Raw genomic sequence first — 13,150 nt, 5'->3', positions numbered from 1 at the left:
GTCTTCCCTGCTGCTTACAGCATCTGGCGAATTTGGTTTTCAAGTTTCAGTTGATCGGCGGCAAACAGCCGAATGCCTTCCGACAGTTTCTCCACCGCCATCGGATCCTGATGATGCTGCCAGAGAAACTCAGCCTGGCTCATCGGCGACGGTCGAGTTTCGCTGACGTAACCGGGCTGGAGCTGACGACTGAGCGGTGCGTCGTTAGCCGCCAGCTCATCGAGCAGCGCCGGGGAAATCGTCAACCGGTCGCAGCCCGCCAGCGCCTGAATTTGCTCAATACGGCGAAAGCTGGCGCCCATCACTACGGTGTCGTAGCCGTGGGATTTGTAGTACTGATAAATCTGGCGTACGGAAACGACGCCCGGATCGAGGTCGGCCTGATATTCCGTCTGGGGTTGATGCTTTTGATACCAGTCGTAGATCCGCCCGACGAACGGCGAAATCAGATAGACCCCCGCTTCGGCGCAGGCGCGTGCCTGGGCAAAGGAAAAGAGCAGCGTCAGGTTACAGTTAATGCCGCTTTTCTCCAGTTCCTCCGCCGCGCGGATCCCTTCCCAGGTCGCCGCCAGCTTAATCAGGATCCGTTCGGCGCCGATACAGTTTTTTTCATACATCTGGATTAGCTTGCGCGCCTGCGCGACGCACATGCCACGATCCCAGGCGTAACGCGCGTCGACTTCGGTGGAGATACGCCCGGGTACATGGCGCAGTACTTCGCTGCCGATATCCACCGCCACCTGATCGCAAGCATTAATCAGTTGGGTTTGTTCGCTGCCGCCCTGACGGCGCGCTTTACCGATGGCGTCGGCGATCAGCGCCTGGTACTGCGGAAGTTGGGCAGCCTTCAGCACCAATGACGGATTGGTCGTAGCATCCTGCGGCGAAAATTTTTTAATCGATTCAATATCGCCGGTATCGGCAACGACCACGGTATAGGATTTCAGGGTATCAAGCTGGTTCATAGTCTGTTCCTTTCAAAAAAACCGGGAATTAATCTCTGGCATGCTGGTGTTCGTAATAATCGATTCGTTCAACTTTCGGCGCTGAACCGCCGCCCTCGTATTCTGCCGCCAGCCACGCCTGGAGGATTTTTTTGCCTAATTCCGTGCCGATAACCCGCGCGCCAAGGGTGATAATCTGCGCATTATTGCTTTTGCGCGCCCGCTCGGCGGAGAAAGTATCGTGACACTGCGCGGCGCGAATACCCGGAACTTTATTCGCCACAATGCTCATGCCAATGCCGGTACCGCAAATTAAGATCCCGCGATCGTGTTCACCCTGCTTAATCGACATCGCCACCGCGTGAGCGACATCCGGATATACCGTGCTACCCTGGCGTTTATCGCTGCTGTAATCCGCAACGTTTATTCCTGACTCCTGCAAATAAGCGACGATGACATCGCGAAATGCATAGGCGGCATCATCCGCACCAATAGCGATCGTTTTCATAGTTAATTCCTTAGATTAATAACAGATTTAATTTAAAGTGTATAAATTGAAATTTGGTCACCCTCACTTATTATTTTGGGTGAACTGCCTGCCAGGTGAACCATCCCAGGTAATTCAGCCTGCGCGGCGTTATCAAAACTCAAGGTAATATGGCCAAGCCGTTTTAAATTCGCCGTTGCCACGCTGCCCACCGCGGTGATGCGATACTGAGTATTATTTAGCGATAGTATCTGTCCGGGAGCTAATTCCGCCGATAAATCACTGGCGCGGTGCAGCGCACAATACATGGCAATATCCGCAGGTGCCGGTTCAGCAAAGAGAATTAATTTATTTTCCGCGAGATAATTTGTGACGTATTCTCCCACGGCGGTAATTGACAACGAATACAACGGTGATGGCATATTATTTATTCCCCCGCGGCGCATGCGATGGTAGCGACACCGGTTTGTCATCTTCTTTTACTGGCGTATCCTCTACCTGCGGGGCGCGCTTTTTCAGACGTTTGTCAAACCAGGCCACCAGAACCGGCGCGGTGAGCATGGTAATAATACTGGCGGTAGCCAGCTGCGCGGTGGCGGCATCAACGTACATCGTCAGCGACGGATCCGCCTGCGCCACCAGAGCTGGCGTCAGTGCGGAACTGGCGGCCGTGGTGCCGAGCGCTGCGCCCAATGCGGTCTTCCTCTTAAGAAACAGGTTATACAGGAAAGAGAAAATAATGCCGGTGATGGCCGAGATAACGCCCAACAGAATGCCTGACAGCCCGGCGGTAAACACGGTATCAATGCTTGAGTTAGCGCCAATGGCAAACGACATAATGATGATAATCAGCGGCTGCGCCGCGGCGCAAAGCTGTTTGAAGCGCTCATCGAGATTCCCCCATAGCATGCCGATCAGCAGCGGGATCAGCATCGACAGCAGCGCGGCAAAGGGGATATTAGCCAGACCGCTGACACCCAACACCACCATGGTGACGAAGGGACCGTCTTTAATGCAAAACACCGATATCGCTCCGGCGTCGCTGGCATCGCCATAGTTGCTACACAGCGCGATATACAGTGAACTGTTAGAGCTGGTTAAACAGGCAATCAGCGCCAGGGTCGAAATACCAAGGAAACCAGCCGGACCAAACATCGCCCCTGCCGCCCATACCGCCAGCGCCCCAGCAAGACATTTAAGGAACAGCAGCACCGCGCCTTTATACAACGGCAAACCGGCCTGGCGAATATTAATCGAGGTTCCGCAAATTAGCAGGAAAATCCCCATCATGGCGCTGGAGCCAACTTTAAACAGTGCCGTTGTCGGGCCGCCAATCGCCAATACCTGCGGCACAAAAGTATTAATAAGAATGGCGGCAAGCAGTGGGATAATAATTAATCCACCGGGTACCTTATTCATTTTATCCAGGATATTTATATTCATAGGGTAGCTCATCTTAGTTATATATATCCAGCCCTCTTCAAGTTGTATCGACGAATAATGCAATTACGGCTGATAACTTAAAGTATTTAGGGCACAGAGAGAAAACGACGCAATACCACCCGGACTACAATTACGTCGCCTTGGATTATTAATTTTGTGCTTCTTTATAAATCCGTTCGACAATGGTGCTAATAATATCTTCCGGGCCGGTTAATCCGCCCTTGCCGACGCAAATTAACCCAGCATAATCACCGCCGATAATTCGCACCATATCAGTTTGCGGGATCACGTAGTCAATCATTTCAATACCGGTTGCGCCAAGCTCTTTCAGGACGTTGACCATTGTGTCGCCTCCGGTCATATAAAGCCCTTTTATTTCCCCACCGGCGCAGTTCAACACCTCACGCACGATGCTGCCCAGTCCCTGGTTGATATTCTCCGCCGCCTGGCCGTGAGAGAGCCCGAAACGCCGCTCCTCCTCCTGGAGATCCAGAAGCCGCCCGGTCAACGCCGACTCAAAGACGAATAAGGCGTTTTGCTGCTGCGGAATGCAATGACGGGCATGCTGTACCACCCGCTGTACTTCAATTTCCGCGGCATTCTTTTTATCCACCAGCAGTTCCGCATCCACCGGGATGTGGCATACCCGCGGATCGTTGGCGATCAAATACTGTAATTGTTTTTTGGTCACCGGCGTGGCGCTGCCCGCCACCACCAGAATCGAACCACGCTGCTGCTCTGCGGTCTGCGGAGCCAGCGCTGCGACGCGAGCTTCACGCATCAGGCCACGGCGCACCGCCAGCCGTTCGGTAAAGGGGCCCGGGTCGACGGCCAGTACATTCCAGTTCAACGCAACCACCGCCCCGGCAATCGCATCAACATCCTCGACGGTGATCGCGTCAACAACGATAACTCGTACTCCGCGTTGCTGTTGCTCCTGCAGATCAATTTCAATCTGCGACTCGCCCTTCATTACCGAAGAGAGAGAAATATGGCCAACCTGATGATGCGTTTGCGCCGCCAACAGCCCCGGCACCCAGGATTCCGTTACTGGCGTGCGGACATCGCGGGCAACGTCGGTACGCGAGAGCGCGACTGAATCAATAACCGAATAGCCGCCCACGAGGATCCGCCGCGACTGCGGCATCGCCGGCACCACGACCGCCACCGTTTCCAGCGGCAGTTGTTCGAGCATAGCGTCAATTTCAAAACCGATGCCGCCGCGCAAGGTGGTATCGATGCGCTTGGTAAAATAGTGCGCGCCGCGCGCCTGTAACTGCTGTACCGCCGCGCTCACCTGGTGTTGGGCTTCGGCTTTCGGCAGCGGCCGACTGTCGCTACTAACAACCATGGCCGGATATTCCACCTCATTGCGCGAGAAGGACTCCGTATCAAAGAAAGCCGCCGTCTTCAGGCCGCTACGCGCCAGCAGGACGCCAAGGGTCGTCGCGCCGGTGAGATCGTCTGCGACGATACCCAGCGTGCCGCCTTCTCCCTGCGGCCACACCACCTCAATACCGGCAGGCGTGACCCCGGAGACATATATTTCCTCGTGGATATATTCCGCCAGCGGTCCGCTCTTTCCGGTGGGGTGTAAATTGATGGTCGGGATCCCGCGTTTCGGATACAGGCCGCAGCGCAGGGTGCCGCCGCAGTCAATCACCATCAGGCCAATTTCCGCTTCCGGCGGCTCGCCATTTTTAAATACATCAACGGCTGGCCAGCCGGTCAGCTCACACAGGCGCTCAACTACCGGGGGACACATCCCACCGGTGATATACGCAATCTTTTTCGCCTGACCGATATTTACCGTCAGCGGCCCGCCCCAGCCTTTACTGCCTTTGCTAATCAACAGATGCTTTTCCATCTCTCTGTCCTTTTGATTTGCATTAACGTCAGCGATTATTGATGCTTCATTTTCCAGTAACGCGCGGCCACCAGCGTCGACTCCAGCATACTGACGGTGCCCGCCTTGCCGGTACCGGCGATATCGAAGGCCGTACCGTGATCCACGGAGCTGCGCATAAACGGCAGACCGAAGGTAATGGTGATCGAACGTTCAAAATCGAGCGTCTTACAGGCGATATGCCCCTGATCGTGATACAGGGAGAGAATGGCGTCGTAGCGGCCCTGTTTACCAAGATGGAACACCGAATCCGCCGGTACCGGGCCAATGGCATTGATACCTAGCTCTTGCGCCGCTTTCACCGCCGGAATCAGGTTATCGGCCTCTTCATGACCAAACAGACCGTTATCAGAGCCATGCGGGTTCAGCGCGGCAACGGCAATGCGCGGGTTGCGAATATTCAGTTCGCTAAATTCATGGTGGATTTGTTGCACACAGGCCAGCACACGCTCTTTGTTGGCGTAATCACAGGCGGCTTTCAGCGCCATATGACGGCTGACGAAGAACACGCGCAGATTATGCACATGGAACATAGTCAGCCCGTAGTCGGATTTGGTCTCAACCTGATAGATTTCGGTATGGCCCGGCAATTTACAGCCCGCCAGCTTGATCGCCTCTTTATGGATAGGCGCGGTAGATACCACATCGATAAGCCCTGCCATCCCCAGCTCGATAGATTTCATCACATAATCCAGCGACATCTCGCCCGCCAGTTTTTGCACTTTACCCCATTCGATGCTGTCGCAGTCGTATTCGCCAGTCTCCATGATATCCAGCGTGCCCCAACGGAAACGGGCCTGTTCCGGATGCGTAATGCGGTTGATGGCAAAATCGCAGCCCATGATCTTCATCGCCCGCTCGACGATAGCAACCGAGCCTATCAGAAAAGGGTTGCACTCGTCATAGACGCCTTTGTCCATCATGGTGGCAACGGTGATCTCCGGGCCGATCCCTGCCGGATCGCCGATGGTGATTGCAACAACGGGTTTTTTCTCTTGTGACATCGTGAGCCTCTCGTGGTAGAAGTTAGTTGTTCATATGTTCACTATCAAATCAGATGTTCAAAACATTACCTGATGATCGCGTAACCATTAGTGATGCCGATCACATAAAATAATCTGAGAATTTATTTCATCAAAAAACGTGATCTAACATGTGTTCACACAATGATAAAAAGTTCAATCTCAGTGCTATCAGCACAAATCGATGTGACAAGCTATTGATTTTATTAATCAGGAGAAGTGAAGATGAAACCGATATGGTTAGGAACCAGCTGGAAGATGAACAAACCGCTATCGCAGGCGCTAGCCTGGTGCGAAACCCTGGCGCAACGTTTACCGCAGGTGACGCATCCTGATATTCAATCCTTTGTTATTCCCCCCTTTACCGCCATTCATCCCGTCAGCCGCTTTATCCAGCAGCACCATCTGCCGTGTCTGACCGGCGCACAAAATATGCATGAAGCGGAGAACGGCGCGTGGACAGGCGAGATTTCCGCCGCCATGTTGCAGGAAACCGGGGCGACACTGGTCGAACTTGGCCACTCAGAACGACGCGGCGCGTTCAATGAGTGCGACGCGGCCATTAACCAAAAGGTGCATAGCGCCCTGCGCCATGGATTACGCCCACTGATCTGCATCGGCGATAGCGCTGATGAAAAGCGCTGGCAGGTGTCTCAAGAAAGCGTAGTGCGGCAGATGAAAATCGCCCTCTATGGCCTGAGCGATAGTCAGGTGTTGCAAACGCTGGTGGCCTATGAACCCATCTGGGCTATCGGCGAACAGGGTACGCCGGCGACGCCGGAACAGGCCGCGGCGGTGCATCAGGCGTTGCGTCAGGCGCTATGCGCGACTTTCGGCGATGAGACCGGGCAACGTATTCCCCTGCTCTACGGCGGCAGCGTCAATCTGCAAAATGCGGTAGAACTACTGCGCCAGCCGGATATCGACGGCCTGTTTATCGGCCGCGCGGCATGGGACGCCAACGGCTATTGTGAAATTGTTCAACGCGTTACACAGGAATTTATTCTTCAGGCGCAGTAGTATTAAGGGGACACCAGAGATGGAAATTCCACGCTATGAATGAACAAGACTCAGATTACGCGCTGCTCACTGAAATCGCAGTCGCCTATTACGATCGGGAACAGACGCAGGAAGAGATAGCCAAACGTTTCGGGATCTCGCGCATCAAAGTGGGGCGACTACTGAAAAAAGCGCGTCAGGAAGGCATCGTTGAGATAAGCGTTAAGTACCACCCGGTCTTTAGTTCGCAGATTGAACAGCAGTTTATTTCGCACTTCGGGATTAAACGCGCGCTGATTGCCCTCGATCATCATGATGAAGATGAGCAGCGCCAGCAGGTGGCGGCGTTGGTAAGCAACTATCTTGCCGGCGTGTTAAAGAATGATATGACCGTCACCGTCGGTCAGGGGCGGAACGTGGCGGCCGTCGCTAATCACGTTGGCGTATTCCCGGAGCGCAACTGCCGCTTCATCTGCGGCATCGGCGGCACCAAGCGCGATAACCAGCTCATTGACGCCGACCATATCAGCCGGAATCTGGCGCGCAAATTTAACGGCTTTAGTGAAACGCTGTATGCGCCAGCCTATGTCGAAACCCCGGAGCTACGTTCGGCGTTTATGCAAAACCGCCTGATCAAAGCCACGCTGGAGCAGGCCAGCAAAGCCGACGTCGCCATCATTGGCCTTGGCGATATGAACGAGAACAGCTTTATGGTCCAACTCGGATGGTTCACACCGCAGGAAATCGCTTCCGCGCGGCAGGATCAGGGCGTGGTTGGCGACCTTGCAGGGTATAGCTTTTTCAATATTCAGGGTAAGCCGGTTGATACAGTAATGAATGACCGGGTGATCGGCCTGAGCCTCGAGCAACTGCGTTCCATTCCTTGCGTTATCGCCATTGCTTCGGAAAGCACTAAAGCGACGGCCATCCTCGGCGCGCTCCGTACCGGGGTTATAGATGTGCTGGCGACCAGCGCCTCAAATGCCCGCTCGGTTATCAATATGCAAAAAGCGCTATAAAACCGCCGCGTCAGACGCGGCGGTTTGACGTTAAGCCGTTACAGCCCTTTCAGCAGCTTATCAATGAACTCGGGCACCACTTCGCTTGCCAGCCCGTAATGTTTCTCAGCGAATTCGCTGCCGACCTGGCTGGGTTCAAGGTTTAGCTCGACGGTATGCGCGCCGTGCAGACGGGCTTCATGGACGAAACCCGCCGCCGGATAAACGTGACCAGAGGTTCCAATAGCAATAAAGATATCGGCCTCGGCCAACCCGCTGTAGATCTCATCCATCCCCAGCGGCATCTCGCCAAACCACACCACGTGCGGGCGCAGCGCCGCCGGGAACTGGCAGCAGTGGCATTTGTCATCCACCGTCACGTCGCCGGTCCATTCCAGCACCTGCCCGCTCCACGAACAGCGTACTTTCAGCAACTCGCCATGCATATGGATAACCCGGCGGTTACCCGCGCGCTCGTGCAGATTATCGATGTTCTGCGTCACCAGCAGAAAACGATCGCCAAGCGCCTCTTCCAGCTTCGCCAGCGCCAGATGCGCGGCATTAGGCGCGATTTCCGCGCTCTGCAACTGGCGGCGGCGGGCGTTATAAAACGCCTGCACCAGCGCCGGGTCGCGGGCAAAACCTTCCGGTGTCGCCACGTCCTCCACCCGGTGTTCTTCCCACAGGCCGTCGGCGGCGCGGAAGGTTTTAATCCCCGACTCTGCCGAAATACCGGCGCCGGTTAACACCACCACCCGCGGTTTGTCTATTGCCTGCGGCGGCGTTTTGTCTTCGCCAAAGAAGACACGTTGCCGTAAGCGATCGCGTAACTGGCGTTTTTTACGGCGGAAACGGCTTAAGCGATGTAAGCGGCGCGACAGCATAGCTACCCCTGTAATTAATGAGTCAAATGAAGGAAGGCCGCACCGCGCATACCTCCGGCGTCGCCATGACGCGCGCGCTCAATGCGCGGCACCCGGGCGACCGGAAGCAAATGACGCGGCAGGCGCTGCGCCAGCCCTTCGGTTATAGCAGTAAAATTAGATAATCCGCCACCCAACACCAGCAGATCCGGATCGACAATGGTGAGGATATTGCCCAGACAAACGGCCAGTAGATCGAGATAACGCTCGACGTGCTCCCGCGCCTGCGCATCACCCTGCAGCCACAGATCGACGATCTGCGGAGAAGTTAAGGATTGGTGATAAAAATGCTGATACAGCCAGGCGAATCCGCGGCCGGAAAGATAGTTCTCGATGCAGCCGAGCTGACCGCAGCCGCAACGGGTCAGCGGAAAATCGCGCCCCACCACTTCCAGGGCGTCTACCGGTAGACGAATATGGCCGAACTCGCCGGTGATGTAGCTGTGGCCGGTTATCGATTTGCCGTTAAGCACGATCCCGCCGCCCACGCCGGTGCCGAGGATTAATCCCATCACCAGCGGATATTGAGTAAATTCATCATCCCACGCTTCAGATAACGCAAAGCAGTTGGCGTCATTATCAAGACGCACTTCACGCCCCAGGCGCGCGCTGAGATCAACGCGCAGCGGTTGGCCGCTGGCGGCGGGTACGTTGGCGGCATACAGCTTGCCCTCCGCGGTTTCCGGCATGCCGGGGATACCGATACCGACCGCGCCCTCCACGCCAAAGCGCCGATCGGCTTCGCGAACCAGCGCTTCAATAGCCTGCAGGAAAGCCTCATAGCTTTCCGTTGGAGTGGGGACACGTTTTTCCCACTGCAGTTGCCGGGCGTTATCAAATACGCCCAATGCTATCTTGCTGCCGCCAATGTCAAATCCGTAGTACATTTCAGCCATTCCTCTTATTGGCCCCAACCCCTCATCCTTTGGGCTGTATCTGCTTTCACAGCACTGGCCTAAGGGATGCGGCGTTTGACGGGCCACGACGATAAATTACTGGCCACTCAGCACCCTCGCCGGGTCAATACGACTGGCGCGGCGGGCGGGATACCAGCTGGCCAGCAAACTCAGCAACAGTGCTGTCACCAGCACATAAACGACATCCAGCCAGTGCAATTCAGACGGCAGGAAGTCAATAAAATAGATGTCGCCGGAAAGGAATTTATGCCCGATCAACGCTTCGATACCGTTGATAATCGATGTCAGCTTCAGCGCGGCTATCACACCGATCACTACCCCGATCAGACTCCCGACCGAACCGGCCAATAAACCATACCATACGAAAATCGCGCGGATTAAGCCGTCTTTCGCGCCAAGCGTGCGCAGCACCGCAATATCGCCGCTTTTATCTTTCACCGCCATCACCAGCGTCGAGACAATGTTGAAACAGGCGACGCCGATAACCAGTACCATGGCGAGATACATAATGGCGCGGATCATCTGAATATCACGGTACATATAGCCATAAGTGCCGATCCAGCTCTTGATATAGACGTAGCTGTTGGTCACTTCGCCGGCGTCGCGTACCAGCGTATTCGCGTGAAACACGTCGGTGACTTTAATGGCGATGCCGGTCACGCTGCTGCCCATATCCAGATACTGCTGGGCGTCCGCCATTGGGATCATCGCGAAGCTATGGTCCAGTTGGCCGCTCAGTTGCAGAATCCCGGTCACGTGTAGCCTGACGCGTTTCGGCTGCAACAGCTGGTGCTCGGAATCTGAATTGGGGATCATGATCGACACCCAATCGCCCTGCTTCACGTGCAGCGCATCGGCGACGCCTTTACCCAGAATTACCTGTTGCTCGCCGGCCTTAAAGTTGGCCCATGCGTTGTTCTGCACAAAGTTTGGTAGCGAACTCAGGCGGCTCTCCTGCTGCGGATCGACGCCCTTGACCTGAATGGCGCGCATATTGCTGCCGCTCTCCACCAACCCGGTAAAGTTGATATAAGGCGCAGCGGCGACGATGCCTTTCACTTTTTCAACTTTCGTCAGCGCTTCGTTCCAGTTATTCCACGGCTGGTTAACCGGCTCGATTTCGCCGTGCGGCACCACCGCCAGAATGCGGTTGTTGAGCTCGCGCTCGAAACCGTTCATCGCGCTCAGGCCGACGATCAGTACCGCCACCCCTAATGCGATGCCGATAGTAGAGATGACGGAAATCAGCGAGACCATACCGCCGCGGCGTCTGCCGCGGCTAAAACGCAGCGCAATCAGTAACGATAACGGTGAAGCCATTACTGGGCCCCCATCAGGGTCAGGTCAGCCGTCAGGCGGCCATCGCGCATCTCCAACTGGCGGTTCATGCGTTTCGCCAGCTGCAGGTCATGGGTCACCACCAGGAAAGCGGTACGCTGCGCCACGTTGAGCTCGCCCAGCAGCTCAAAAATACTGTCGGCATTGCGGGCGTCGAGGTTGCCGGTCGGTTCATCCGCCAGTACCAGCCGCGGTTTGTTCACCAGCGCGCGAGCAATCGCCACGCGCTGGCGCTCGCCGCCGGAAAGCTCCGACGGACGATGATGGCTACGGTGTTCCAGGCCGACCGCCTGCAGCATCGCTTTCGCCTGGCGTTCGATATCCGCCGCTTTTTTCTTGCCAATCAGCAGCGGCATCGCCACGTTTTCCAGCGCGGTAAAATCCGGCAGCAGATGGTGGAACTGATAGATAAAGCCGAGTTCGCGGTTACGCAGATCGGCGCGAGCCGCGGCGGAGAGCGAGCTCATCGGCTGACCGGAGAAAATAACATCGCCGGAAGTCGGCGTATCCAGCCCGCCAAGCAGGTGCAGTAGCGTACTTTTGCCGGAGCCTGAAGAGCCGACAATCGCCATCATTTCACCCTCTTGAATGCTGAAGCTGACATCGTGCAGCACATCGGTTTGCACGTTGCCTTCCTGATAGCGTTTGCACAGGTTGTCGCATTGCAGCAGGATCTTATTCATAACGTAAAGCCTCAGCGGGTTGGGTGGCGGCGGCGCGCCAGGAAGGATACAACGTAGACAGCAGGGCCAGCGCCATCGCCACCAGAGCGATAATAATCACCTGCAGCGGCTCAATCGCCACCGGCAGGGCCGCGCCGTCCAAAAACGCGCCGATAATCGGCATTAAATTATTCAGCTGGCTGGCCAACAGCACGCCGAGCAGCGCGCCAAGCAGCGCGCCCACTATCCCGGCGCTGGCGCCCTGTACCATAAAGACGGCCATGATCTGCCGCGGCGTCAGCCCCTGGGTCTGCAGAATAGCCACCTCGCCCTGCTTCTCCATCACCATCATGCCAAGCGAGGTAATAATGTTAAAAGCGGCAACGGCGACGATCAGGCTCAGCAGCAGCCCCATCATATTTTTTTCCATCCGCACGGCCTGGAACAGCTCGCCTTTACGCTCACGCCAGTCCTGCCATTTGGTGCCATCAGGCAGCTTCTGCTGGCTGAGGGTATCAACCTGCAGCGGTTGGCTGAGCCACAGACGCCAGCCGGTAATATTGCCCAGCGGATAGCGCATCAGGCGGGAGGCGTCATCAATGTTGGTCAGCATTTGATAGCCATCGACTTCGCTGTTGGCGGCAAAGGTGCCGATGACGTTAAACAAACGCTGGCTCGGGACACGGCCCATCGGGGTAAACTGGCTGGCGGAAGGCACCATCACGCGAATTTGATCGCCGCGGTTAACCCCCAACTGACCCGCCAGCTGTTCGCCGAGAATGACGTTATATTTGCCGGCCTGCAAATCGCTTTGTTTCACGTTCACCAGGTAAGGCGTCAGCGGATCTTTTTGCGCCGGGTCAATACCCAGCATCACGCCGACGGCGACGCTGCGGGCGCTTTGCAGCACCACATCACCGGTGGTGATCGGCGCGACGCGCGTCACGCCCTGCAGCTTAACGGCGCTTTCCGGCATTTTTTGCGGGTTGATAGAGCCCTGCTGGGCGCTAATGATAGCCTGCGGCATCAGCCCCAGGATGTTGTTTTGCAGCTCGCGCTCAAAACCGTTCATCACCGACAGGACGGTCACCAGCGCCATCACGCCAAGCGTAATGCCGATGGTCGAAAGCCAGGAGACGAAACGGCCGAAGCGGTCGGCTGCGCGCCCGCGCATGTAGCGAAGGCCGATAAATAGTGCGGCAGGTTGGTACATGTAATCCATCTGGTTGCTGATAGCCGATGTTCGAGTATATATGGCATAGCCCAACGCGTAAATCGCTGATACGGTAGATTTTTTCGCCAAAATAACAAAATAATAGTTTTAAATCAGAAAGTTAATTTAGAGTGTATATATTTATCAATCGCCACGCGCTGTAGAAAACATGGCGCAGAAGGCCATTCGGGTTGGCGAAATCAGACCAATTGCGGATAATCAGAGACATTGAATATCAGCAATTTGCCCCTACATCGAAGAGCGAGTTGGCCGACTGCGGCCAAACAGTACACACAAT

General features: G+C 55.6%; 13 protein-coding genes. 2 read left to right on the top strand and 11 right to left on the bottom strand.

Going from position 1 to position 13,150, the window contains the following annotated elements; genetic code table 11:
* Nucleotides 1-14: 14 nt before the first annotated feature.
* The 6 genes from tal to pdxA all read right to left on the bottom strand — a co-directional run bounded on the left by tal (nucleotide 15) and on the right by pdxA (nucleotide 5,784).
* Nucleotides 15-965, bottom strand: coding sequence for a transaldolase (tal, locus tag AC2CGP_RS15555; protein WP_213759488.1), 951 nt, complete (start codon nucleotides 963-965; stop codon nucleotides 15-17).
* A gap of 28 nt (nucleotides 966-993) precedes the next feature.
* Entirely contained in the window at nucleotides 994-1,452 is a 459-nt protein-coding gene (gene rpiB, locus AC2CGP_RS15550) for a ribose 5-phosphate isomerase B (RefSeq protein ID WP_015367158.1), read from the bottom strand.
* Nucleotides 1,453-1,484: 32 nt separating this feature from the next.
* Nucleotides 1,485-1,853, bottom strand: coding sequence for a PTS glucitol/sorbitol transporter subunit IIA (locus AC2CGP_RS15545; RefSeq protein WP_047045304.1), 369 nt, complete (start codon nucleotides 1,851-1,853; stop codon nucleotides 1,485-1,487).
* Between the two features lies 1 nt (nucleotide 1,854).
* Nucleotides 1,855-2,874, bottom strand: coding sequence for a 2-keto-3-deoxygluconate permease (locus AC2CGP_RS15540; RefSeq protein WP_484502388.1), 1,020 nt, complete (start codon nucleotides 2,872-2,874; stop codon nucleotides 1,855-1,857).
* A 148-nt stretch (nucleotides 2,875-3,022) separates the two neighbouring features.
* Nucleotides 3,023-4,741 carry a four-carbon acid sugar kinase family protein gene (locus AC2CGP_RS15535; protein ID WP_048228652.1) on the bottom strand — a complete coding sequence of 573 codons (1,719 nt, stop codon included), beginning with the start codon at nucleotides 4,739-4,741 and terminating at the stop codon, nucleotides 3,023-3,025.
* Between the two features lie 35 nt (nucleotides 4,742-4,776).
* Complete coding sequence (gene pdxA / locus AC2CGP_RS15530) at nucleotides 4,777-5,784, bottom strand: 4-hydroxythreonine-4-phosphate dehydrogenase PdxA (RefSeq protein ID WP_015367162.1); 1,008 nt, start codon at nucleotides 5,782-5,784, stop codon at nucleotides 4,777-4,779.
* 243 nt (nucleotides 5,785-6,027) lie between these two features.
* Here pdxA and AC2CGP_RS15525 point away from each other — a divergent pair, with 243 nt between their 5' ends.
* Both AC2CGP_RS15525 and AC2CGP_RS15520 read left to right on the top strand, forming a co-directional pair.
* Entirely contained in the window at nucleotides 6,028-6,822 is a 795-nt protein-coding gene (locus tag AC2CGP_RS15525) for a triose-phosphate isomerase (protein ID WP_015367163.1), read from the top strand.
* Between the two features lie 35 nt (nucleotides 6,823-6,857).
* A complete protein-coding gene (locus AC2CGP_RS15520) occupies nucleotides 6,858-7,820 on the top strand; it encodes a sugar-binding transcriptional regulator (RefSeq protein ID WP_015367164.1) in 963 nt (320 codons plus the stop codon).
* Between the two features lie 38 nt (nucleotides 7,821-7,858).
* Here AC2CGP_RS15520 and cobB read toward each other — a convergent pair whose 3' ends face one another.
* The 5 genes from cobB to lolC all read right to left on the bottom strand — a co-directional run bounded on the left by cobB (nucleotide 7,859) and on the right by lolC (nucleotide 12,852).
* Nucleotides 7,859-8,683, bottom strand: coding sequence for a Sir2 family NAD+-dependent deacetylase (gene cobB / locus AC2CGP_RS15515; RefSeq protein ID WP_015367165.1), 825 nt, complete (start codon nucleotides 8,681-8,683; stop codon nucleotides 7,859-7,861).
* A gap of 14 nt (nucleotides 8,684-8,697) precedes the next feature.
* On the bottom strand, nucleotides 8,698-9,609 hold the full coding sequence (gene nagK, locus AC2CGP_RS15510) for an N-acetylglucosamine kinase (RefSeq protein ID WP_015367166.1): 912 nt from the start codon (nucleotides 9,607-9,609) through the stop codon (nucleotides 8,698-8,700).
* A gap of 105 nt (nucleotides 9,610-9,714) precedes the next feature.
* Entirely contained in the window at nucleotides 9,715-10,959 is a 1,245-nt protein-coding gene (gene lolE, locus AC2CGP_RS15505) for a lipoprotein-releasing ABC transporter permease subunit LolE (protein WP_015367167.1), read from the bottom strand.
* Entirely contained in the window at nucleotides 10,959-11,660 is a 702-nt protein-coding gene (gene lolD, locus AC2CGP_RS15500) for a lipoprotein-releasing ABC transporter ATP-binding protein LolD (RefSeq protein WP_015367168.1), read from the bottom strand. The genes lolE and lolD overlap by 1 nt, the downstream gene beginning before the upstream one ends.
* Nucleotides 11,653-12,852, bottom strand: a complete 1,200-nt coding sequence (gene lolC / locus AC2CGP_RS15495; protein ID WP_015705053.1) for a lipoprotein-releasing ABC transporter permease subunit LolC — start codon at nucleotides 12,850-12,852, stop codon at nucleotides 11,653-11,655. The genes lolD and lolC overlap by 8 nt, the downstream gene beginning before the upstream one ends.
* Between the last annotated feature and the right edge of the window lie 298 nt (nucleotides 12,853-13,150).

It is taken from the genome of Klebsiella sp. SYXHC3 (assembly GCF_057196925.1).
The sequence above is the reverse complement of the archived record's forward strand: the minus strand, read 5'-3'. Positions and strand labels throughout refer to the sequence as shown.

Bases quoted from the DNA above. Each gene is read 5' to 3' on its own strand.
- tal (WP_213759488.1), bottom strand. From the start codon at position 965: ATGAACCAGCTTGATACCCTGAAATCCTATACCGTGGTCGTTGCCGAT.
- rpiB (WP_015367158.1), bottom strand. From the start codon at position 1,452: ATGAAAACGATCGCTATTGGTGCGGATGATGCCGCCTATGCATTTCGC.
- AC2CGP_RS15545 (WP_047045304.1), bottom strand. From the start codon at position 1,853: ATGCCATCACCGTTGTATTCGTTGTCAATTACCGCCGTGGGAGAATAC.
- AC2CGP_RS15540 (WP_484502388.1), bottom strand. From the start codon at position 2,874: ATGAATATAAATATCCTGGATAAAATGAATAAGGTACCCGGTGGATTA.
- AC2CGP_RS15535 (WP_048228652.1), bottom strand. From the start codon at position 4,741: ATGGAAAAGCATCTGTTGATTAGCAAAGGCAGTAAAGGCTGGGGCGGG.
- pdxA (WP_015367162.1), bottom strand. From the start codon at position 5,784: ATGTCACAAGAGAAAAAACCCGTTGTTGCAATCACCATCGGCGATCCG.
- AC2CGP_RS15525 (WP_015367163.1), top strand. From the start codon at position 6,028: ATGAAACCGATATGGTTAGGAACCAGCTGGAAGATGAACAAACCGCTA.
- AC2CGP_RS15520 (WP_015367164.1), top strand. From the start codon at position 6,858: ATGAATGAACAAGACTCAGATTACGCGCTGCTCACTGAAATCGCAGTC.
- cobB (WP_015367165.1), bottom strand. From the start codon at position 8,683: ATGCTGTCGCGCCGCTTACATCGCTTAAGCCGTTTCCGCCGTAAAAAA.
- nagK (WP_015367166.1), bottom strand. From the start codon at position 9,609: ATGTACTACGGATTTGACATTGGCGGCAGCAAGATAGCATTGGGCGTA.
- lolE (WP_015367167.1), bottom strand. From the start codon at position 10,959: ATGGCTTCACCGTTATCGTTACTGATTGCGCTGCGTTTTAGCCGCGGC.
- lolD (WP_015367168.1), bottom strand. From the start codon at position 11,660: ATGAATAAGATCCTGCTGCAATGCGACAACCTGTGCAAACGCTATCAG.
- lolC (WP_015705053.1), bottom strand. From the start codon at position 12,852: ATGTACCAACCTGCCGCACTATTTATCGGCCTTCGCTACATGCGCGGG.